This window comes from Nonomuraea sp. NPDC050556, from assembly GCF_044457355.1.
Lineage (GTDB): Bacteria > Actinomycetota > Actinomycetes > Streptosporangiales > Streptosporangiaceae > Nonomuraea.
In genome coordinates this window covers 20,225-41,638 of the sequence record NZ_JBITGU010000003.1, presented here as the reverse complement: position 1 = coordinate 41,638, position 21,414 = coordinate 20,225, and the positions used below count along the sequence as shown (strand labels likewise).

Below are 21,414 nucleotides of genomic sequence, written 5' to 3'. Positions count from 1 at the left end.
CCTTGTGAAACTTTCCTTCTCCCGCGATACCAAATCAGCCGCCAGCCGTACGGACCACAGGTTGGAGCCCCTAGCGTCCCCACCATGACCGACGACAACGACCCTCTGATCCTCGGCGGCGAGCTGGCGGCCGCAGACCACATCGCCGCAGGCCCCTCTCCACTGGCGGAGGTCAGCTACCCAGCGGCAGCGACGGAGCTCTGGCGCTGGACAGAAACCCCTCAGGACAGCCAGATAGCAAGCTTCCTCAGCGAAAACCGGGGAGAAGCCCGAGATCGCCTGACGATGGATGACTTCTACACCCTCATCACCTTCGCCCGCCGAAGCGCATTGGCCGCATTACGCACCCGGAACCCCGACCACGTGTCCGCCGCCTACGACGCCCTGGCAATGATCGACCTGGACAGGATCGACTGGCGCGACGCCTCCTGGGCCGCGGCGATCGTCACCTACGCCGCCCAACGCCTCAACCTGGACCTCGAAGCAGCCATAGCAGGCCCAGCGTCCAGGGCATCGGAGGACACAGCCGACATGCTGGCCGAGGCGATAGCCGACGAGGTGGACCTGAGCGCCGACTGGGGCTACGCGGAGATCCAGACAGACGAGGGAACCGTCCTCCTGTCCACAGAGGACGAGCCCTACGCCCCCGAGGCCGACCTGGCCTCCCTGGGCCTCGAACTGGCATTGGCCCTGGACGCCGACGCGTACGACGTGGACGGCGTGACCCTGGCCGGCGAGCTCTACCCCACATGGGTGGCCGACCAGGAACACCTGGTGACGAACCTCCCAGGCGTGGTCAGCGTCCACGGCGACCACCGAGCAGCACCCCAGAACACGTTGCTGGCCTTCCTCGGCGAGGCCCGTACCCCGGACCAGGCCCAGGCGATCGCCGACGCGGCCCAGGCACACAACGACGTGGCCTGCACAGCCGCATCGGGGAAGCTCTTCGCCGTCATGATCGCCCGCTCGGTGATCTACGGCGAGCAGGGGATCGAAAGCTCCCTGACCAGATTCACGCCCGCACTCGAGGCCCTTCTCCGTCAGTCGCAGAGCCGGAAGTCCCCATCGGCATAGGCGGACCCATTCCCCTCGGCGTACTGATCCCAGTACTCCTCCGCGATCACGTCGCCCGCTTGGCGGCAGAAGCTCGCGAGCGGATCCCGATCCACCTGCGAGAGGTCCCAGACCCGTGGGCCGCTCCGCGGGCTGCCCATCACCGCGGTGCGTCCGTCGTCGCTGAGAGCCACCGCCTCCACGACGCCCACCCCCGTCCTCAGCGCTGCCAACCTGACAGGTCGCGACGGCTCGGTCAGATCCCACAGGACGGCACGTCCGCGATAGTCGGCGATGAGCGCCAGGTCCCCTTTGCGGGCCAGGGCGACCGCGAAGACGTCATGGAACTCCCCGCCCATCGTCCCCACGCGCGCCAGCCTCGCGTGGTCGCCGAGGTCCCAGACCTCAGCCCCCTTTCTCGTGCCGAACACGGCCCTGCGCCCGTCGGGGCTGAGCGCGACGGACTCCATCTGCCGGTCATTGCCTTGGCGTTCGGCGGGATGTGCCGGATCAGTCAGATCCCACACAAGCCAACCCGCCCCGTCGCCGCGAACCGCCACAGCCGTCTTGCCGTCGGCGCTGAGGGCCAGGTCAGAGAGGTAATCACCCGGAACCTTCAGGGTCGAGCGGAGGGCCGGATGGGACTTTCGCCTGAAGTCCCATATCTCCACGTTCACAACATCCAGGTCATCGTCTATGTCGTCGTAGGAGACCAAGGCAGTCGTTCCGTCGGGCGACAGGACGATTTGCTCGAAGGACCCCACGCTCGGCAGGAAGGCCAGCTTGCGCGGGCGTGATCGCTCGTCGAGATCCCACAGGGTGAAGCCGTCGAAGTCATCGGCGGTCACAACCGTGCGCCCGTCAGCCGACATGGCCATCCGGTCGATCGAGGAGCTCTTGAAGTCAAGCGAGGAGCTCTTGAAGTCAAGCGTCTTCTCCTCCGTGCGCTCCTGGCGCACATCCCATCGACGCACCTTTCCGAGGTAGGGGAGGGCGAGGATGAAGGAGCCATCGGCCGCGATCGCCACCTCGTCGGATCGGCTGACCTGGTGGAAGTCGACGAGTCCGCCGTTCGCGAGGGTGTCGGCCAGGGCGCCCCGCGTCTGGGCGTCGGCGTGCAGGCGTACGGCTGCCGCACCAAGCCATCCGGCTTCGTCCGGATCCACCTCGCGAAGCTCCGCTCCCCTGAGCGCCAGCCTGCGCGCCAGCGCCTCGCGCTCGGCGCCCCGCCTCGCGCCCTCTTCGATCCACCCCGCAACGCCCACGATGAGCAGGCAGGCGAGGAAACACCGCATCAGGTCAGCACGATCGATCTGCACGTGCCGAATCACATCAGGAGTCCGAAAAATGATCAAGGGCAGCCGGATACCGGCCGCCCTTCGACAAACATCTGTGGAGCTAAGGAGATTCGAACTCCTGACCCCCTCCATGCCATGGAGGTGCGCTACCAGCTGCGCTATAGCCCCTGGTCACCGCACCGAGAAACCCTCGTTGCGGCGCTCGGAGAGCATATAGCCCTCCGCACACATTCGCCTAATCGGTCCCAGGCGAGTCGTCGCTGTTGATCGGCTCCGGCAGCGTACCCGCATTGTGCTCGACGAGTCGCCACCCGCGGCGCCCCTCCTCCAGCACCGACCACGAGCAGTTGCCCAGCCCGCCGATGGAGGACCACAGCTCCTCCGGCAGCCCGAGCATCGCGCAGATGCCCAGCCGCAGGGCGGCCCCGTGCGAGGCCACCACCAGCAACCCGCCGTCGTCGAGCGACGAGGCCCACCGCCGCATGGCGGCCGAGACGCGCGCCGCCACGTCGGCGACCGGCTCACCGCCGGGCGCCTCCCACGCGACGTACTCCTCCGGCCACCGGGCGGCGATCTCGTCGCGGGTCAGGCCCTCCCACTCACCGCCGCCCCGCTCGCGCAGGTCCTTGTCGACCGCCACGTCGAGGCCGACGAGCCGCCCGAGCGCGAGCCCGGTCTCGTTGGCCCGCGACAGGTCGGAGGAGACGATGAGGGTGGGGCGCAGCGACGCCAGCAGCGAGGCCGCCCTGGCCGCCTGGGCCAGGCCGGTCTCGTCGAGTGCGATGTCGGTGTGCCCCTGGAAGCGTTGCTCCACGTTCCACAGGGTCTGCCCATGGCGAAGACAGACGATCCGCTTACTCAAGAGCGGGCCCGCTGCGCGTTGGCCTGGGTCACGCTCTCCGGCAGGGGGATGGCCGGGCAGTCCTTCCACAGCCGCTCCAGGGCGTAGAAGGTGCGGTCCTCCTCGTGCTGCACGTGCACGACGATGTCGAGGAAGTCGAGGAGGACCCAGCGACCCTCACGCTCCCCCTCACGGCGGACCGGCTTGGCGTCCGCCTCGATGCGCAGCCGGTCTTCGATCTCGTCGACGATGGCGCGGACCTGGCGGTCGTTGGTGGCGGAGCAGAGCAGGAACGCGTCGGTGATGACGAGCTGCTCGCTCACGTCATAGGCGAGGATGTCATCGGCCAGCTTGTCCGCCGCTGCCTCGGCGGCGATCTTGACGAGCTGGACGGCTCTGTCGGATGCGGTCACGATGCGGGTCTGTCCTCCTGAGTTGGTTACATTAAGAGGTTACCCTTCCTGGGCGTAGGCCCTCGCCTGCAGCGTGTACATCTCGGCGTAGACCCCTTCCAGCCCCATGAGTTCCGCGTGTGTCCCCTGCTCAACGACGCACCCTTCTTCGAGCACGTAAATCCGGTCCGCCCACCGGACGCTGGCCAGCCGGTGCGTGATCATCAAAACCGTCCGTTGTACGGCATGCCGCCTGATGCTCTCGAAGATGGCATATTCCGATCGCGCGTCCAGCGACGCGGTCGGCTCGTCGCAGATGAGCAGCGGCGCGTCCCGGTACAGCCCGCGGGCCACCGCGATGCGCTGCCACTGCCCGCCGGACAGCTCCGTCCCGCCCCGGTAGCTGGGGTCCAGCATGGTGTCCAGCCCGTACGGCAGGCGCGCCACGACCGCGTCGGCCCCCGAGGCGGCCAGCACGTCGTCCAGGTCCTTACCCGAGTCGTGCCGTCCGAGGGCGATGTTCTGCCCTGCGGTGAACGGCCAGTGGGTGAAGTCCTGCGCGATGACCGCGATGTGCTCCCTCAGCGCGTCGGCGTCGATCTGCCGGTGGTCGACGCCGCCCCACGTGATCGTGCCGGACTCTGGTGCGTACAACGCTCCGATGATCTTGGCAAGGGTGCTCTTGCCCGAGCCGTTCTCGCCCACCAGGGCGACGATCTCCCCTGGCCGAATGTGCACGCTCACCCCGCGCAGCGCCGCCTCCTCGGCGGCCGGGTAGGTGAAGGTGACGTCCTTGACCTCGACCAGGTCCAGGTCGACGGGCGGTTTGACGGTGCCGTCCGCCGGGACCCTGGCCTCAGCCTCGGCGCAGAAGGCGAGGAAGTCTTCGTAGTAGAGACCGGCCTCGTAGGCGGAGTTGACCCCGTCCAGCGCGGCCCGCGTCGCGCCTCCGGCCCGCTGGATCGCGAAGACCGCCGTGGCCGCGGCGGCGAGGGGTACGGCTCCCGCCAGCATGAGCAGCCCGAGCGCCACGTAGACCACGCCGGTGAGGACGGCGCTGAGCAGCTGCCCCCAGATGCCCGCGAGCTGCTGCCTCCTGGCGGCGCGCAGCTCGTAGCCGACGACCCAGCGGAAGATCCGGTCGTACTCGGCGAGCAGGTAGGACCGCATCGTGTACGACCTGACCTCGGCCGCCGAGGCACGCTCGGACATGAGCCCCTTGAGCGTCGACTGCCGTCGGTAGGCGGCCGCCAGCCCGGCGCTCATCTGGTAGCCGACGCGGGCCGAACGGACCGACGCCCATGCGGCGGGCACGGTCGCCAGCAGGATCAGCGGGACGAGCGAGGGATGGAGTACGGCGAGCGCCCCGGAGACCGCCAGGAGCCCGATGAGCCCGGTGAGGGTTTCCAGGACTGCCCAGAGCAGCTGGTTGGCGCCGCGGTTGGCTCCGTGCGAGACCCGCTGGAGGTGGTCGTGGAAGTCGGGGTCGTCGAAGGCCACGAGGTCGATGCGCGAGGTGAGCCGGACGAGGCGGGCGTCGACGGTCCTGCCCATGAGCGGCTGGAGCCTGGCCCTGGCCCACTGCGACGCCTCAGCGAACGCCGCCCGCAACACCATGGCACCAACCAGCAGCCCGATGGCAGGCAACGCCGCGAGAACCCGATCAGGCGTAGGAAGAGCCGCGAACAACTGCGACAAGACATCGGTAGTGGCAAGCAACCCGAGCGCGGTGAACACCTCGGAGACCAGCGTCGCCCCGACCATGATCGCGGTGTCGACCTTGCTGGTCTGCCAGGACAGCTTGAGCAGATCCCGGACAAGGAGCGGAAGCCGCCGGAGCATGGTGAAGAACCCCGAGGAGGCCACCTCGGCGTCGTGCGCCCACCACGACTCCTCATTCAACTCAAGACCGTCGAGGGACTCCTCCTCTTCCGCCATGATCGGAACGTTCCCCGCGATCGACACATAAAAGCGACTTCTGCCTGCAAATATCTCCCCACATGACCCCCGGCCACGCTTCGGCACCACACCTCCACCAGTCCGCGAGGGCAAGACGCCAGAGGGCATCGACCGTCCTGGCCCCATCTTCGCGGCCCTCCCCGTGCACCTTCAGCACGCCGACCTCGCCTGGTATGTCGGGTCGAAGGCACACATGCTCAAGGACCCGCTGACGGTCGCCACAGCGGTCGCGACGCTCATCGTCGTCGACGCGATGTCCTCGCCGGGTACGCCGGGCTGATCCTGGCGCTGATGCCGTCCGTCGGGCGGAGGGTCAGGCGCCTTGGTCGCGGTAGAGGCCGCGTTTGTTGATGTACTGGACGATGCCGTCCGGGACCAGGTACCAGATGGGTTCGCCGTCCGCCACCCGCTGCCGGCACTCCGAGGACGAGATCGCCAGTGCCGGGATCTCGATCAACGAGACCTTCCCCGGCGGCAACCCCGGGTCCTGCAAGGTGTGGCCCGGCCGCGTACAACCGACGAAATGTGCGATCTCGAAGAGTTCCTCGGCGTCCTGCCACGTCAGGATCGCCGCCAGCGCGTCGGCGCCGGTGATGAAGTACAGCTCCGCATCCGGCCCGTACACGTCGCAAATGTCCCGCAACGTGTCCACCGTGAACGTCGGCCCAGGCCGGTCCACGTCCACCCGCGACACGGAAAACCGCGGGTTGGACGCCGTCGCGATGACGGTCATCAAATACCGGTCCTCAGGCGCGGAAACGTCCCGCTCAGCCTTCTGATACGGCCGGCCGGTCGGCACGAAGACGACCTCGTCCAGCTCGAAATGGTGAGCGACCTCGCTCGCGGCGACCAGGTGACCGTGGTGGATGGGATCGAACGTGCCGCCCATCACCCCCACGCGTCGCTTCCCCTGGACACTGGGCGCGTTCATCATGCAGAGACCATACGCGCAAGCCGTAAACGACCTGATGTCGCCCCCTTCTTAAAGGAATCGCGCATCACTCTCGCCGCCGACGTAGCATGCCGGGCATGACGACCACCCCGGACCGCAACCGCGTCCAACTGCCCGGCATCTCGTCCCGTGCCTACGAACACCCCGCAGACCGGTCCGCGCTGGTCGCTCTGCGGAAGCTCAGTGGGTTCGACACGGTTCTCAAGCAGATGTCCGGCCTGATCAGCGAGCGCCGCCTGCGCCTGATGTACCTGGCCTCCGCCGTGCGCGTGAGCGAGACCCAGTTCCGCTCGCTCTACGACATGGGCCGCGACGCCGCCTACACCCTCGACCTGCACCGGGTCCCCGAGATCTACGTCCAGCAGGACCCCAGGGTCCAGGCGATGGCCATCGGCTTCGACGACCCGTTCATCGTCGTGACGACCGGCCTGCTCAACCTCATGAACGAGGAGGAGCAGCGCTTCGTCATCGGCCACGAGACCGCGCACATCCTGTCGGGTCACGCGGTCTACCGCACAATGCTCGACATCCTCACCCGCCTGGCCACCCGCGTGGCGTGGATCCCGCTCGGCTACATCGGCCTGCGCGCCATCGTCGCCGGCCTGGAGGAGTGGTACCGCAAGTCCGAGCTCTCCTGTGACCGCGGCGGCCTGCTCACCGGCCAGGACCCGGAGTCGGCCAAGCGCGCGCTGATGAAGCTCGCCGGCGGCGACTACACGCACGAGATGAACATCGAGGCGTTCCTGGCCCAGTACCAGGAGTACGACACGGCGGGCGACCTGCGCGACGGCTTCCTCAAGGTGCTCAACCTGCTCGGCACCACCCACCCGTTCGCCGTGGTGCGCGTGGCCGAGCTGGACAAGTGGCACCGCGGCGGCGAGTACGAGCGCATCATCGGCGGCGACTACCCGCGCCGCGAGGACGACGCCAACGCCCGCGTCACCGACGAGGTCAAGGCGGCGGCCGAGTCCTACCGCCGGTCCTGGTCGGAGTCGCAGGACCCGTTCATCGGGGTGCTGCGCGACGTGGCGGAAGGCGCGGTCAACGCCGGCGAGCGCATCTTCAACCGCTTCTCCCGCCGCGACGGCAGCTGAGACTAACCGAAGACCACGGAGACCCTGTCGAGCGTCGCCCAGCCGGTGCTGCGCTCGGCGTAGTACCAGACCTTGACGAGCTGCCCGGCTGTGGCGGTGAACTTCAGGTTCTGGGCGAGATACCCGATGTTCGGTTCCACCGTACGCTGGCCGGCCTGCGTGCCGGCCACGTCCACCCCCAGCTGTACGCCGGAGGCGTTGGTGGCCGCGAACCCCTTGAGGGTGTAGGTCCCGGTGCGTGGCGCGGTGAACGTCTGATAGACCGCGACATCCTGCGTGGACGTGGGATGCAGCGAAGCGTCGTACGCGCCCTCGTGCGGGTAGCTGGTCTCGATCCACGCCCGTGACGGATTCCACTCCGCCTGCCAGCCGCTCAGGCTGCCCGTCTCGAAACCGGGGTTGGCCAGCAGGTTCGGCCCCGGCGTACCTGGCGGCACCACGAACGTCGTGATCGACTGCGGCGGCAGGCTGGTGGTGAAGACGCCGTTCGCGATCGGCACGTCCGCCTGCCGTACCAGGTCCTCGGAGACGGAGGTCCGGTACGGCTGCGCCGTACCGCCGACCGCCAGGAACCGGGACAGGTCATAGGAGACCGGCCTGGACGAGGTCCCCTGGTTGGCCGTGACGATGACGAGCGTGCCGCTGGCCTGGTGGAAGGCGGCGAGGCCCTGGCTGTCCGCCAGGTCGACGATCTGGTAGCCGGGCTTGATGAACCGGGAGTAGTTCGCCATCGCCCAGTATTGCCGGGTCTTCCATGACTGCTGGGCGCCGGTGAAGTTCGCGTGCATCAGCCCCCAGTTGTTCTGCAGCTGCTCGTTCTCCACCGCCTGCCAGTACACCCACGCGGCCGGCCGCAGGTCGAGCAGGTCGCTGCGGATCTTGGCGGACAGCTCCAGCGCGCTGGAGAAGTCACTGTGGTTGTGCGTCGCCGTACCTCCGACCCCGACCTCGGACATCCACAGCCGCTTGCCGTCCACCTCGGCCTGCCTGCGCAGCGGCGCGGCGCCGCCCGTCTGGTAGGTGTGCGTGTTGATCTGGCCGAGCGCCGCCTTGGCCGTGGCGTCGTAGCCGGTGTAGGAGGCGAGGGAGTCGGCCGGCGTGTACTCCTCGGGGCCCGCGACGCTCGTGCCGGTCAGCCCGCGCGCCTTGAGCTCTGTGTCGAGCAGCTTGACGATCTCGTTCTGGGAGGCGGGCAGGATGCGGTTGCCCTCCTGGTTGTTGGAGCAGTGCCACCAGGTGGCGTTCGGCTCGTTGAACGGCGAGACCGTGCGGAAGGTGATGCCCCACGCGTCGCGGAAGTGCTTGGCCGTCTCGGCGAGATAGGAGGCGTAGGCGCTCTTGAGTCCCGCCTTCAGGTTCTCCTGGTTGCCGTCGTCGTGGCCGCCCGTGCAGTTGCTGACCGTCATCCAGGCGGGCGGGGAGTTGGCGAACCCCTCCCAGAGGGTGACGCCGCGCGCCTTGGCGGCCTGGGCGACCCAGCGCTGGTTGGCGTCGGCGTTCCAGTCCCAGGTCCCCGACGCGGGCATGAACGTCGGTATGTCGGCGCCGACCCGGTATCCGGCCTGCGGCTCCGGGTTGGGTCCGCCGCCGAGGTTGTAGCGGACGATGTTCAGCCCGAGGCCGTTGACCGGGTCGAACAGCGCGTCGGCCACCTGCGACCTGGCCGCGTCGCTCCAGCCGCCGACCACGTTGGCCCACCAGGCCAGCGAGGTGCCCCAGCCCTCGACGGTCTGGTAGCGCACGTTGGGGTCGACGACCATCGCGGCCGGATCGACCAGGGCGACGGGGTTGACGGCGAGAAGGAGGGATAAGAGAGGTTTGATCATCAGGGACCTGCCTTGATCTGGGTGAGCGTGCCGGGCCTTTCCGCGTGTACGGCTTCCGCCAGCAGCGACAGCCGGTTTCCCGCTCCGTCGAACCAGGGCTCCGGCAGCGTGAACCGGTCGGCGTCGCCGCCGGCCATGACGGGCCTGGTGTCGCCGGGCAGCCAGAGGCGGCCGACGAGGCGGCCGTTGAAGAAGGCGGTCAGCTTGAGGTCGGCGCCCGCGCAGAAGACCGTCCAGGTACGGCCGGCCAGCGGGTCGGCCTCGACGTGGATCCAGCGCACCTCGCCCGGCGGCAGCTCGACGGGCAGCTCCAGCGCCGTGGCGTCGCCCTTCAGCGAGGCCGTCCAGAGCTCGGGCTCCTCGGCGAACGCGGCCGTCCATCCGGTGGCCCTGCGCCCTTCGAGCAGCGTGACCTCGCCCGCCTCCGCGCCGTGCCAGCGGGTCAGGGCGAGCTCGATCGTGGCCGTGCCGCCCGGCTCGACGGCCGTGGTGACGTCCACGAACGGGTCGTGCGGGTTGACCAGCCCGAACGGCACGCCGTTGACGGTCACCTCGACCTGCGCCGCCAGCCCGTCGAGGCGCAACACCCAGGAGTCGGCGTCGAGCGCCGCCCGGAATTCCGCGAAATATCGTGCCTTGGCGGGTTGCTGGGCGGTGATCCATCCGCCCCACCCGGTGAGCGGGGCCGGGGCCTGGCCGATGCCCTCGCCGGTGATCGCCCACGGGCCGAGCTCGTGCACGGCGCTGACCGAGGTGACCGCGTCGAAGCCGCGCAACGAGCCCAGGCGCAGGGCGGGCAGGCGGGCGTCGTCGAAGTTCGGATGCCCCCAGATCTCGGCGCGCACCTCGACCCTGGTGCCGGAACGCCCTGGGAGCAGCGCGAACCCGCCGCCGGGGGTGACCGTACCCCGGTATTCGCCGTCCGCGTAGACGGACAGGATGTCGGCGGCGGCGTGCAGCAGGATCGCCTCGCCCGGCGCGCTGTCCGCCGCATACCAGGAGTAGCCGCGATAGGCCCCGAGCCGCTCGGGCCGCGTCGGCACGTCGCCCAGACTGCGCGGCTCACCCGCCAGCGCAGCTCCAGCACCCTCGACGCCCACCTGCCCGACCACCCTGACGACCTCAGCCCGGTCCCCAGGACCGCCGAAACCACGGTCGTCGAAGACCAGCTCACCGTCGTCGCCCAGCCCGCGCAGCGCCATCGAGTCCGCCCGGTCGAGCAGCACCACCCGCAGGTCGCCCACCCGCGTGGTCTCCGTGACGACCGCCCGCTCACCACCGACCCGCACGACGACCTCGCCGCCGCCGGTGAACACGAGCAGCCCAGGCGCCACCAGCCGCAGCTCGGCCGCCGCGCTCTCCACCCCTCCCCCACCCGGGATCGGCCAGTCGAGCAGCACGAACGGGCAGCTCTCAGCAGGCACCCGCACCTCGACGTCCCCCACCCGAGCCACACCGGAGGCGGCGCCGGGGTTGGCCAGCGCCACCAACGTCCCCCCACCGCGCAACGCCAGCGCCCGAGCCCCACCGTCCACCAGCGGGAAGTCGGCCACCACCTTCACCTCAGCGGGAGTCGCGGCCGCCAAAGCAGGTCCCAGCGCATCCACCAGCCCGGCGAGCAGCCTGGCCTCGCCGTACTCCGAACGCCGCACCCCGGACGGCGACAGATATCCGCCGAAGTCGTAGTCACTGGTCAGCAACGCCAGCGGCGACCCCCAGTTGTTCACCGCCCCGGTGAACCCGAAGTCGTTCCCGGACGCCTGCAGATAGGGCCCGATCAACGTCGCCCCCGCCGACAGCAACCGGCGCAACGTCACATGCGCCCGGTTCGTCTCCGTCACCAGCAGCGGGAACCCCCGCTCGGCGAGCCACCCCCGATACACCTCGGCGATCGACTCGATGGCCGGAGAGGAGTCGGAGGGGTAGAAGTTCGCGGCGGGCACGACCCCGTCCACCTCGCCCGTGGCCCGAGCCAGATCCCCCTGACCGGCACAGGCGATGAGCGGTACGGCGATGCCATGCGCGAGCACCATCTCCCGCAATGCCGCGATATATCCGGCAGGATCGGCGCAGTCGAAGAAGTCGAGCTCGTTCTCCAGTTGCACCAGCGCCACCGCGGGAGCGTCACGCAAGATCGGCAGGATCCGGTCGAACCACCCACGCACCGCCTCCAGGAACGGCCCGTTGGCGTCGCGCAGCCGTACCCCCTCGGTCAAAGGCAGCCAGGCGGGCAGCGCGCCCCCGTCCCACTCCGAGCAGATGTACGGCCCGGGCCTGGCCAGCACCAGCAGCCCCTCCTCGTGCGCCATCTCCAGGAAGGCGGCCACGTCCCGCTCCCCGGCGAAGTCCCACACGCCGGGCGCGAGCTCGTGGTGGTTCCACGGGAAGTAGACGTCGACGCAGGTGTAACCAGACTCCCGCACGGCACGCAGCCGCTCGCGCCACTGCCCGCGCGCGATGCGGAAGTAGAACAGGGAGGCACACAGCAGCAGCCGAGGCTCGTCGTCGATGTAGAGGCGGCCGTCGGCGATCCGGACGTTCAGCGGTGGCTCATTTCTGGTCGGAGCTCGCGGAGACGCTGAGCTCGTGCATGTACTTCTGGCCGAAGAAATAGACGATGATCATGGGCACGGTCAGGATCAGCGAGCCGACCATGACCATGTTCCACGGCGGCACCTGCCCGGCCCCGCCCGTGGCGTACAGCACCTGCACGCCCAGGGCCAGCGGCATGTTCTCCGGCGAGTTGAGATAGATCAGGGGGCCCATGAACCAGCCCCAGTTCCAGGAGAAGGTGAAGATCCCGACCGCGATCAGCGCGGGCTTCATCAGCGGCAGCACGATCCGGGTGAAGATCCGGAAATATCCGAGCCCGTCGATCGCGGCCGCCTCGTCCAGGTCGCGCGGGATGCGCGCGATGAACTGCCGCATGAGGAAGATGTTGTAGGCGCCGCCGAAGAAGTTCGGCACCACCAGCGGCAGCAGCGTGTCCACCCAGCCGAGCTCGGAGAACATCGTGAACTGCGGGATCAGCGTGATCTCCGCCGGCAGCATCAGCGTCGACAGCAGCACGATGAACAGGACGTTCTTGCCCGGCGCGCGCAGCCTGGCGAAGGCGTAGGCCACCATGGCGCTGACGAACACCTGCCCGAGTACGGCGAAGCCGGTCAGGATCAGCGAGTTCGTCAGGAACGAGCCCATCGGCAGGTCCGAGGTGAACGCCTTGACGAAGTTGCCGAACTCCCAGTCCTTGGGCCACAGCGAGAACTCGGCGCGGGCTGAGGTGGCGTCGCTGGACAGCGCCATGGACACCATGAACAGCAGGGGCGCGGTGAACAGCGCGGACAGCACGGTCAGCACCGCGTAGTGCAGGGCTCTCACTTGCGCCGCACCTCACTCTCGTAGAAGACCCAGAGGCTGGAGGAGCGGATGACGACCGCGGTCAGGGTGAGCAGGATCGCGAACAACACCCAGGCGATCGCGGAGGCGTAGCCCATGTGGTTGAACTTGAACGCGTGGTTGAAGAGGAAGGGCACCATCATCTGGCTGGCGTTGTCCGGACCGCCGAAATTATTGCCTTTTGAGGTCATGATGTAGATCTGGGCGAACACCTGGAATGCCCCGATGATCCCCATCACCAGGTTGAAGAAGATCACCGGCGTCAGCATGGGGATCGTGATGTGCCTGAACTGCTGCCATGGGGAAGCCCCGTCCAGCGCCGCCGCCTCGTAGAGGTGCTTCGGCACGCTCTGCATGCCCGCCAGCAGCAACAGGACCGACGTGCCGATCTGCCAGACCGACACGAGGATCAGCGCGGGCTTCACCCACGAGGCGTCCAGCAGCCACTCCGGCCCGTCGATGCCGAACAACGCCAGGAAGGTGTTGATCAGCCCGGTGTCCGGCGCGAACATCCACACGAACAGGATCGACGTGGCCACCAGCGGCACCAGCGTGGGCAGGTAGATCGCGGTGCGAAACAATCGACGGAAACGGAGTGGCTTGTTCAGCAGGTAAGCGGCGCCCAGCGAGGCCAGCATGCACAGCGGCACCGACAGGAACGCGTAGAAGAACGTGTTGCCGAGCACCTTCCAGAACACCGGGTCGCCCGTGAACATCTTCACGTAGTTGTCCAGCCCCACCCACTCCGGCGGGTTGAACAGGTCCCAGTCCGTCAGGCTGAGGTACCCCGAGAACACCATGGGCCCCAGCGTCAGAACCACGAAGCCGACGACCCACGGCGACACCATCAGGTAGAACCACAGCGACTCGCGCCGACGCATCAGCCAGTGCCCAGCAACGCCTGCAGCTCCGTCTGCACCCGGTCCAGCGTCGCCTGTGCGTCCGCCTTGTTCTGGAAGAACGGCCCGAGCGCGTCGTCGAAGACCTTCTGCATCTCGTTCCAGTGCGGCCCGATCGGCGGCGAGTAGAGCATCGCGGCGGACTCCTTGAACGCGCCCATGTTCTTGCCTGGCGCCGACTTCAGGAAGGCGTCGTTGCCGAGCAGCGCCAGGTTCGCCGGTGCGTCCTGGTTGTTCTCGACGATCGGCTTCTGCCCCTCCTCGCTGGTCAGGAAGTCGATGACCTTGAAGGCGGCGTCCTTGTTCTTGCTGTTGGCGTTGACCGACAGCCCGTTGCCGAACGCGACGGTGGCGGGCTGCTTGCCCTTCCACAGCGGCGCGATGTCCCAGTCGACGTCAGGTGTCTTCTTCAGCGAGCCGATGTTCCAGAACCCGGTGAGCTGCATCGCCGTCTTGCCCTGCGCGAACAGCGGGTCTGGCCCGATGTCCTTGCCGAGGTTGGCGTAGTCGGTGGGCGACGGCGCGACCTTGTCCACGTAGACGAGGTCGTTGTAGAACTTCAGCGCCTCCACGTTGGCGGGCGAGTTCACGACCGGCTTGCCCGAGGCGTCGACGATGTCGCCGCCGTTCTGCTTCATGAACGTCATCCACCACGGCCACCAGTTGCCCGCGGCGAAGCCGTACGTCTTGATCTTGTCGCCGTCGCGGGCGGTCAGCTTCTGGGCGGCGGCGCGGAAGTCGGTCCAGGTCCACTCGGCGCTCGGGTACTTCACCCCGGCGGCGTCGAACAGCTTCTTGTTGTAGTAGAGGACCATGGCGCCGCTGCGGTCGGGCAGCGCGTAGGTCTTGCCGTCCCGCTGGTACTGCGCGGGCACCTTGTCGCCGAAGCGGGCGGCCACGTCGAGCTTGGCCTTGGCGACGTAGTCGTCGAGCGGCGCGAGCTGGTTCTTGCTGGAGAAGACGTGGATGTTCTCCGCGAACTCCATGATGTCCGGGCCCTTGCGCCCGGCCAGCGCCGTCTGGATCTTCTGGTCGTAGTCGTTGGAGCCCGGCGTGTACTCCAGCTTCACCGTGATGTCAGGATATTTCTGGTGCACGAGGGCGAGCCGCTTCGTATAGGTCGCCTCGTCCTCCTTGCCGCCCCAGACGCTCATGGTGAGCTCGACCTTCTCACCCGGCTTGGCTTCGCCTCCACCGGACGAACACGCGGTGGCCAGGACGGCTAAGGCGAGACAGGCAGCGAACGCTTTCATGAAGACCTTCCAGATTTCGTACGGCTTGCGCCCGCGAGGACCTCGTCGAGGAACCCTTCGAGGGCGAAGGTTGCGGCCCCGAGACTGACCGGATCGCCGGGGATGTCACACAGGTGCAGGCGGGCTGCGGTGTTGGGCCGGTCCAGGGCGTGCCTGGCGACGACCTCGCGCAACTCCTCGAGCAGGTGCGGGCCGAGGGCCAGACCTGCCCAGCTGCCGATGACGATGGCTTCCGGGTTGAGAATGTTGACCAGATTGGCCAGGCCCGCGCCGAGATACCCGGCGGTGCGCCTGATCGCCTCCAGGGCGACGGGGTCGCCGTCGCCCGCCGCACGGGCCAGCGCGGCGATCGTCGCGTCCTGGTCGTCGCCGTGCAGCAGGGGGCTGTCCGCGTCGAGCTCGCGCAGCGTCCGCATGACGCCCGGCGCGCCGACGTAGGCCTCGACGCAGCCGCGGCTGCCGCACCGGCAGGAGCGGCCGTCGTAGACGACCACGCTGTGGCCCCACTCGCCCGCGGCGTTGGTGGTGCCGCGATACAGCGAGCCGTTGATGGCGATGCCCGCGCCGACGCCGGTGCCGACGGTGACGCAGATGACGTTGTCCGCCTCGCGCCCGGCGCCGAACCACAGCTCGGCGACCGTACTGGCCATGAGCGGGTTGTCCAGGTAGACGGGCAGTTCGATGCGTTCCTGGAGGATGGCCAGGAGCGGGACGTCGTGCCAGTCCCAGCCCGGCGCGAACACCGAGACGCCCAGCGCGGGCGCCACCTGGCCGGGGACGCTCACCCCGACGCCGAGCACGTCGCTCTTGCTCGCCCCGAACTCGGCGAGCAGCGCGTCGATGGCCTCGCCGATGTGCGCGGCGATGTCGTCGGGCTGGTTGGTCTCCGGCCCGATCGGGTGCTCGGAGGCGTGCCTGACCTGCAGCGCCAGGTCGAACAGCGCGACGTGCACGTACGTCTCCGCCACGTCCACACCGACCAGCAGCCCGCGCCCGGCGTTGGGCACCAGCACGGCACGCGGCCGCCCGCTGCCCGACCCCTCGAAGTGCCCCTCCACGATGACGCCGCAGCCGAGCAGGTCGTTGACGACGTTGGCGATCGTGGCGAAGCTCAGCTCGCTGTCCCTGGCGATCTCCTGCCGCGTCGCCGAGCCTGCCGCGTAGATGCGGCGCAACACGTCGAGCCGGTTGGCCCGCCTGATGTCACTGGTCGAACGGCGCAGCATGTGATCAAAACCTCACTTCGCGGGCTGGAGTGAGGTTAGGCTAGTACTTCGTCTAAGAGTTGTAAATATTGGAACCGAAGGAAGTTCTCCCGGCGAAGGCGAGGTCAGACGAGCAGCGCGATGGCCCGGACGGCGGCGGCGCAGATGGCGACGAAGCCGCCCAGCACGGCCAGGGCGCGCAGGCCCTCGCGGCGGAGCAGGGGCAGGGCGTTGCCGACGCGCTCGATCTCGCGGCCCGCGATCGCGCCGCACAACACGCCGAAGACGGCGCCCGCCGCGGTGACCGGGGCGGCCTGCTGCCACCAGTCCGGCGGGAACTCGCCGCCCGCCGTCAGCCAGAGGACGCCGGCGGACACGGCGGCGACCGGGATGCCCGGCCAGAGGGCGACGGTCGCCACTCCGGCGATCAGCACGAAGGGGAAGGTCAGGACGCGCAGGGCGATCCGTACCTTGCGTGACTTGCGCTTCCTGGCCAGCCAGTGGCCGGCCCAGAACGTCCTGGTGAGCACGATCAGCCCGCCGGTGACGCCGAACGTCGCCACCGGCCAGATCACCGTCGCCACCACGCAGGGCACGGCGAGCACGGCCAGGAGCAGCAACGCCATGTTCCCCGCGGGCAGCGAGGTGGGCGAACCTTCCGGCTTGCGCTTCACCGGCCGCTTCTTGGCTGCCTTCTCGGCGGTGGCTCCGCGTTTGGCGGTCTCGACCCCGGTCATGGCCAGCTTGCTGTCGGCCCGCTTGCCGTCGCCGCCGCTCGCGGCGCCCGCCACCCGCTTGGCCTCCGGCGCCGGACGGCTGCGCGGCCCGGTGTTCTCCGACCCGGCCGCGGCACGGCTACGCACCGCCGCAGCCTCACCGCCTGCCGGAGTACGGCCACGCCCCGCCGTACCCTCAGCTCCAGCCGCAGGACGCGCCCTGGAGGCCGTACCTTCCGCGCCTGGCGCGGGACGCACCCGGGCAGCCTCGCCGGCGGGACGCCCGCGCGCCGCCGTACCCCCCTCCGCACCTGGGGACGTGCGGCCGCGTGGGGCCGGGACCTCCGCCGGGTCCGCACCGCGCCGGGTGTTCCTCGCACGCGAGGGCGTCTCCTCCGCCTCAACCGGAGCGGGCGCGACGGCCCGAGCCAGCCGCGACAGCCGGTCGGACAGCAGCGCCGCCGTCGGGCGCTTGGCGGGCTCCCGGTTGAGCGCCGCTCTGATCAGCGGCAACAAGCTCGCGGGCACACCCTTGAGATCCGCCTGCCCGTTCATCACCGCGTACATCTGCGCCTCGAGCGTCCCCCGCCCGAACGTCGGCCGCCCGGTCGCCGCGAACGCCACCGTGGCCGCCCACGCGTGCACGTCGGCGGGCGAGTCGACGTGCTCGTCGGCGAACAGCTCGGGCGCCGCGTATCCGGGCGTGCCGAGGAAGGTGCCGGTCATGGTGAGCCGCGTGGCGTCGTGCACCTGCGCGATGCCGAAGTCGATCAGCACCGGCCCGTCGTCGCCCATGAGGATGTTGGCGGGCTTCAGGTCGCGATGGACCACCCCGGCCGCGTGGATGATCGCCAGCGCGGTGGCGATGCCCTGGGCCATCTCGACCAGGTCCACCCCGGCCAGCGGGCCGCTCCGCCGTACCCTGTCCAGCAGGGTGTCGCCGACGATGTGCTCCATGACCAGGTACGGCCTGGCGCACTGCAGGTCGGCGTCGAGCACCTTGGCGACGTACGGCGACTCCACCCGGCGCAGCGCCCGCACTTCGCGTTCGAGCCTGATGCGCGAGGAGTCGTCCTCGATCAGGTCGTGCAGGACCTTGACGGCGACGTGGTCGCCCCGGCGGGTGGTCGCGAGGTAGACCTCGCCCATGCCGCCCCGGCCGACCCGTTCGAGAAGGGTGTATGGCCCGACCTTGCCGAGCTTGGTCACGCTCCCTCCTCGCTCGGCGCGCCCATAGCGGGCACCACCTTAGCGGTGGTGCGCTGGTAAACGTGTGCGGCGCGCCGAGGTTACTTGTGCGTATCGGTCAGCATCGCGTCGAGCCCGGCGCTGGGCTCCTGGGACAGCTTCTTGCGCCCCTTGCGCCGCCAGTTGACGTGGCCGCGCTTCTCCATCCACAGCAGGATCCGGTCGGCGCCGAACAGCACGGCCCCGGCGAAGATCAGGGCTATCACAATCTCCATGGACCCCAGTCAAGCCATCCGCTCAGCCGGATGCCAGCTCCGACACGCGGACCGACCCCTCTGACGTGCGCAAATGCCCCTCGCCCGTGTAAATCCACTTGGTCGAGGTGAGCTCGGCGAGCCCCATCGGCCCGCGCGCGTGCAGCTTCTGGGTGGAGATGCCGATCTCGGCGCCGAACCCGAACTCGCCGCCGTCGGTGAACCGCGTCGAGGCGTTGACCGCCACGGCCGCCGCGTCGACGAGCGAGACGAACGTGCGCGCCGCCTGCTGCGAGCGGGTCACGATGGCCTCGGTGTGGCCGGAACCGTAGGTGCGGATGTGCTTGACCGCGTCCTCCAGCGAGTCGACCACGGCCGCCGCGATGTCGAGGCTCAGGTATTCGGCGAAGAAGTCGTCCTCGGTAGCAGGCACCACATCCGGATATTTCGCGATTTGCGCATCGCCGTGCACGGTCACCCCGGCCTCCTTCAGCGCCTGGAGCGCCCTGGGGACGAAGGCGTCCGCGACGTCCCTGTGCACCAGGAACGTCTCCGCCGCGTTGCACACCGACGGCCGCTGCGCCTTGGCGTTCACCAGGATGCCGAGCGCGACGTCGAGGTCGGCGTCCGCGTCGACGTACACGTGGCAGTTGCCCACGCCCGTCTCGATCACCGGCACGGTCGACTCCTCGACCACCGAGTTGATCAGCGACGCGCCGCCGCGCGGGATGAGCACGTCGACCAGGCCGCGCGCCCGCATGAGGTGCTTGACCGAGTCGCGCGTCAGGCCAGGCACGAGCTGTACGGCTCCCGCCGGCACGTCCGTGCCCTCCAGCGCCTCCTGCATGATCTTCACCAGCGCGGTGTTGGAGGAGTAGGCGCTGGACGAGCCGCGCAGCAGCACCGCGTTGCCGCTCTTGAGGCAGAGCGCGGCGCCGTCGACGGTGACGTTGGGGCGGCCCTCGTAGATGATGCCGATGACGCCGAGCGGCACCCGGAGCTGGCGCAGCTCCAGCCCGTTGGGCAGCGTGCTGCCCCGTACGACCTCACCCACGGGATCGGGCAGGTCCGCCACCGCCCTGACCGCGTCGGCGATGCCCTTGACGCGCTGGACGTCGAGCCTGAGCCGATCGATCATCGCCTCGGACGTGCCCTGCTCGCGCGCCTTCTCGACGTCCTTCTTGTTGGCCTCGACGATCTCGTCCGCATGCGCTTCCAGCGCGTCGGCTATCGCTCTGAGCGCCTTGTCCTTCGGCGTCCTGGGCAGCGGGGCCAGCTCCGCGGCGGCCGCTCGCGCGGCCTGGGCAACTTTCAGGAAGTCAGTGCTCATTGCCTCGCTCCGCTCAGCTGTCGTGGCGCCCAAAGTCCCACTCTTCCCTCGTCACCTCGGTCGCTCCGCTCCCTGCGTTCCTCAGTCCAGAGCGGGACGCGCCACTCCTGCTCATCGCTCTAGTATGACGATGTCGTCGCGGTGGATGAGCTCGCGTTCATATTCTGGACCGAGCTCGCTTCCCAGGTCCTTCGTCGACCGCCCGAGCAGCCCGGGGATCTCTCCTGCGTCGAAGTTGACCAGCCCGCGAGCCACCACCCTGCCCCTGGGCCCGCACAGGTCCACAGGATCTCCGGCGGCGAACTCCCCCTCGACCGACACGACCCCGGCGGGCAGCAACGACTTGCGTCTGGTCACGACCGCCTCGACCGCTCCCGCGTCGAGATGCAGCCTGCCCCGCCCGGTCGTGGCGTGCGCCAGCCACAGCAGCCGGGTGCCCGGGTGGCGTCCCCCAGGGTGGAAGAACGTCCCCACGTCAGCCCCCGCCAGCGCCTGCGCGGCGTGAGCAGCCGCGGTCAGCACGACAGGCACCCCGGCCCCGGTCGCGATCCTGGCCGCCTGGACCTTGGTGATCATCCCGCCCGTGCCGACGGACGCACCGCTCTTGCCCAGCTCCACGCCGACCAGGTCCTCCGGCCCGCGAATCTCCTTGAGCCGCTGCGACCCCGCTCGGGACGGCGGCCCATCGTAGAGCGCGTCAACATCCGACAGCAGGACGAGCGCGTCAGCATGCACGAGGTGCGCGACGAGCGCCGCCAGCCGATCGTTGTCCCCGAACCGGATCTCGTCCGTGGCAACGGTGTCGTTCTCATTGACGATCGGAACGATGCCCAGCTCAAGCAGCCTGCTGAGGGTCCGCTGAGCGTTGGCATGATGCGACCGCCGCATCATGTCATCGGCGGTGAGCAGCACCTGCCCGACCCGCAGCCCGTACCGGGCGAAGGACGAGGTGTAGCGAGCAACCAGCACCCCCTGGCCGACGGACGCGGCGGCCTGCTGGGTAGCCAGATCCCGCGGCCGCGCCGTAAGCCCCAGCGGGCCGAGACCGGCGGCGATGGCACCGGAGGAGACGAGAACGAGCTGGCTCCCGGTCTTGCGCCTGGCCGCCAGGACGTCAACAAGAGCATCGACCCGATCCACGTCGATCATGCCCTGGGGGGTGGTGAGCGAGGAGGAGCCGACCTTGACGACGACCCTTGACGCTGCGCTGATCTGTTCCCGCACGCCCAAACCCTACCGCCCCACCCCAACCCCCACCCCGACCATCCACCCCCTGGACACCCCACCCGGTCCGCCCATGGCGCTGCTCCACGACCGTCCTCGTCAGAGGCCACTCGCGACCACCACCTCATCGCCGCGTCGGGGACCCGACCCCTCGCCCGACCCTCTACGGCACAACCGCACCGAAGCCTCCCCACGAGCAGACGGCCGCGTGGGCCCGTAGCCCGACAAGGCCTTCGCGAAGCGAGACCTCACCACCGGACCGTCACTTACACGGACGGTAACCGCCAGAGGTCACCCGCCGCGATGGCTGCGCGCATGGTCATTGTCGCCTCTGTTGGAGGCGGCGAGCAGGGGCCGAGGTCGTGCGTGTCTACAGGAGGCGAGTGGGCCGAAGGCACCCGCGCCTCCCACGAGCAGGCAGCCGTGCGGGCCTGTAGCCCGATGAGGCCTTCGCGACGCGAGGCCTCACCACCGGACCGCCACTCGCACGGACGGTAACTGCCAGAGGTCGCCCGCCCCTGCAGGACCAAGGGC

The 21,414-nt window shown here is 69.1% G+C and carries 18 protein-coding genes and 1 tRNA gene; 3 read left to right on the top strand and 16 right to left on the bottom strand.

From position 1 onward, the window contains the following. The first annotated feature begins 84 nt into the window (after positions 1 to 84). Positions 85 to 1,074 (top strand): hypothetical protein, encoded by a 990-nt coding sequence (locus tag ACIBG8_RS29370; protein WP_397346244.1) that lies wholly within the window; start codon positions 85 to 87, stop codon positions 1,072 to 1,074. Here ACIBG8_RS29370 and ACIBG8_RS29365 read toward each other — a convergent pair. The 5 genes from ACIBG8_RS29365 to ACIBG8_RS29345 all read right to left on the bottom strand — a co-directional run bounded on the left by ACIBG8_RS29365 (position 1,041) and on the right by ACIBG8_RS29345 (position 5,522). After that, a complete protein-coding gene (locus ACIBG8_RS29365) occupies positions 1,041 to 2,219 on the bottom strand; it encodes a WD40 repeat domain-containing protein (RefSeq protein ID WP_397346243.1) in 1,179 nt (392 codons plus the stop codon). The genes ACIBG8_RS29370 and ACIBG8_RS29365 overlap by 34 nt on opposite strands. A 227-nt stretch (positions 2,220 to 2,446) precedes the next feature. Beyond that, positions 2,447 to 2,519 (bottom strand) — tRNA-Ala (locus ACIBG8_RS29360). A 67-nt stretch (positions 2,520 to 2,586) separates the two neighbouring features. Further along, positions 2,587 to 3,213, bottom strand: coding sequence for a histidine phosphatase family protein (locus tag ACIBG8_RS29355; protein WP_397346242.1), 627 nt, complete (start codon positions 3,211 to 3,213; stop codon positions 2,587 to 2,589). Next, positions 3,210 to 3,605, bottom strand: a complete 396-nt coding sequence (gene rsfS / locus ACIBG8_RS29350) for a ribosome silencing factor (RefSeq protein WP_397346241.1) — start codon at positions 3,603 to 3,605, stop codon at positions 3,210 to 3,212. The genes ACIBG8_RS29355 and rsfS overlap by 4 nt, the downstream gene beginning before the upstream one ends. A 39-nt stretch (positions 3,606 to 3,644) precedes the next feature. Further along, positions 3,645 to 5,522 (bottom strand): ABC transporter ATP-binding protein, encoded by a 1,878-nt coding sequence (locus ACIBG8_RS29345; protein WP_397346240.1) that lies wholly within the window; start codon positions 5,520 to 5,522, stop codon positions 3,645 to 3,647. Positions 5,523 to 5,685: 163 nt separating this feature from the next. Between ACIBG8_RS29345 and ACIBG8_RS29340 the strand changes: the two genes are divergently transcribed. Next, complete coding sequence (locus tag ACIBG8_RS29340) at positions 5,686 to 5,823, top strand: hypothetical protein (protein ID WP_397346239.1); 138 nt, start codon at positions 5,686 to 5,688, stop codon at positions 5,821 to 5,823. 33 nt (positions 5,824 to 5,856) lie between these two features. Here the strand turns inward: ACIBG8_RS29340 and nadD are convergent, their stop codons facing one another. Then, on the bottom strand, positions 5,857 to 6,477 hold the full coding sequence (nadD, locus tag ACIBG8_RS29335) for a nicotinate-nucleotide adenylyltransferase (RefSeq protein WP_397346238.1): 621 nt from the start codon (positions 6,475 to 6,477) through the stop codon (positions 5,857 to 5,859). Between the two features lie 86 nt (positions 6,478 to 6,563). Here nadD and ACIBG8_RS29330 point away from each other — a divergent pair, with 86 nt between their 5' ends. Continuing rightward, positions 6,564 to 7,589 carry a M48 family metallopeptidase gene (locus ACIBG8_RS29330; protein ID WP_397346237.1) on the top strand — a complete coding sequence of 342 codons (1,026 nt, stop codon included), beginning with the start codon at positions 6,564 to 6,566 and terminating at the stop codon, positions 7,587 to 7,589. Positions 7,590 to 7,591: 2 nt separating this feature from the next. Here ACIBG8_RS29330 and ACIBG8_RS29325 read toward each other — a convergent pair whose 3' ends face one another. From ACIBG8_RS29325 to proB, 10 genes are all read right to left on the bottom strand, one after another. Then, positions 7,592 to 9,415, bottom strand: coding sequence for a glycoside hydrolase (locus tag ACIBG8_RS29325; RefSeq protein ID WP_397346236.1), 1,824 nt, complete (start codon positions 9,413 to 9,415; stop codon positions 7,592 to 7,594). Continuing rightward, positions 9,415 to 11,925, bottom strand: coding sequence for a beta-galactosidase (locus ACIBG8_RS29320; protein WP_397347794.1), 2,511 nt, complete (start codon positions 11,923 to 11,925; stop codon positions 9,415 to 9,417). The genes ACIBG8_RS29325 and ACIBG8_RS29320 overlap by 1 nt, the downstream gene beginning before the upstream one ends. A 40-nt stretch (positions 11,926 to 11,965) precedes the next feature. Beyond that, positions 11,966 to 12,793: a carbohydrate ABC transporter permease gene (locus ACIBG8_RS29315; RefSeq protein WP_397346235.1), complete on the bottom strand. Its 828-nt coding sequence runs from the start codon at positions 12,791 to 12,793 to the stop codon at positions 11,966 to 11,968. Then, positions 12,790 to 13,692 carry a carbohydrate ABC transporter permease gene (locus ACIBG8_RS29310; RefSeq protein ID WP_397346234.1) on the bottom strand — a complete coding sequence of 301 codons (903 nt, stop codon included), beginning with the start codon at positions 13,690 to 13,692 and terminating at the stop codon, positions 12,790 to 12,792. The genes ACIBG8_RS29315 and ACIBG8_RS29310 overlap by 4 nt, the downstream gene beginning before the upstream one ends. After that, positions 13,692 to 14,963, bottom strand: coding sequence for an ABC transporter substrate-binding protein (locus ACIBG8_RS29305; RefSeq protein ID WP_397346233.1), 1,272 nt, complete (start codon positions 14,961 to 14,963; stop codon positions 13,692 to 13,694). The genes ACIBG8_RS29310 and ACIBG8_RS29305 overlap by 1 nt, the downstream gene beginning before the upstream one ends. Further along, complete coding sequence (locus ACIBG8_RS29300) at positions 14,960 to 16,189, bottom strand: ROK family protein (RefSeq protein ID WP_397346232.1); 1,230 nt, start codon at positions 16,187 to 16,189, stop codon at positions 14,960 to 14,962. The genes ACIBG8_RS29305 and ACIBG8_RS29300 overlap by 4 nt, the downstream gene beginning before the upstream one ends. A 104-nt stretch (positions 16,190 to 16,293) precedes the next feature. Further along, entirely contained in the window at positions 16,294 to 18,093 is a 1,800-nt protein-coding gene (locus tag ACIBG8_RS29295; RefSeq protein ID WP_397346230.1) for a protein kinase, read from the bottom strand. An 80-nt stretch (positions 18,094 to 18,173) separates the two neighbouring features. Further along, on the bottom strand, positions 18,174 to 18,347 hold the full coding sequence (locus ACIBG8_RS29290) for a hypothetical protein (protein ID WP_397346229.1): 174 nt from the start codon (positions 18,345 to 18,347) through the stop codon (positions 18,174 to 18,176). 22 nt (positions 18,348 to 18,369) lie between these two features. Then, positions 18,370 to 19,689 (bottom strand): glutamate-5-semialdehyde dehydrogenase, encoded by a 1,320-nt coding sequence (locus ACIBG8_RS29285; RefSeq protein WP_397346228.1) that lies wholly within the window; start codon positions 19,687 to 19,689, stop codon positions 18,370 to 18,372. Positions 19,690 to 19,767: 78 nt separating this feature from the next. Continuing rightward, positions 19,768 to 20,880 (bottom strand): glutamate 5-kinase, encoded by a 1,113-nt coding sequence (proB, locus tag ACIBG8_RS29280; protein WP_397346227.1) that lies wholly within the window; start codon positions 20,878 to 20,880, stop codon positions 19,768 to 19,770. Positions 20,881 to 21,414: the final 534 nt, after the last annotated feature.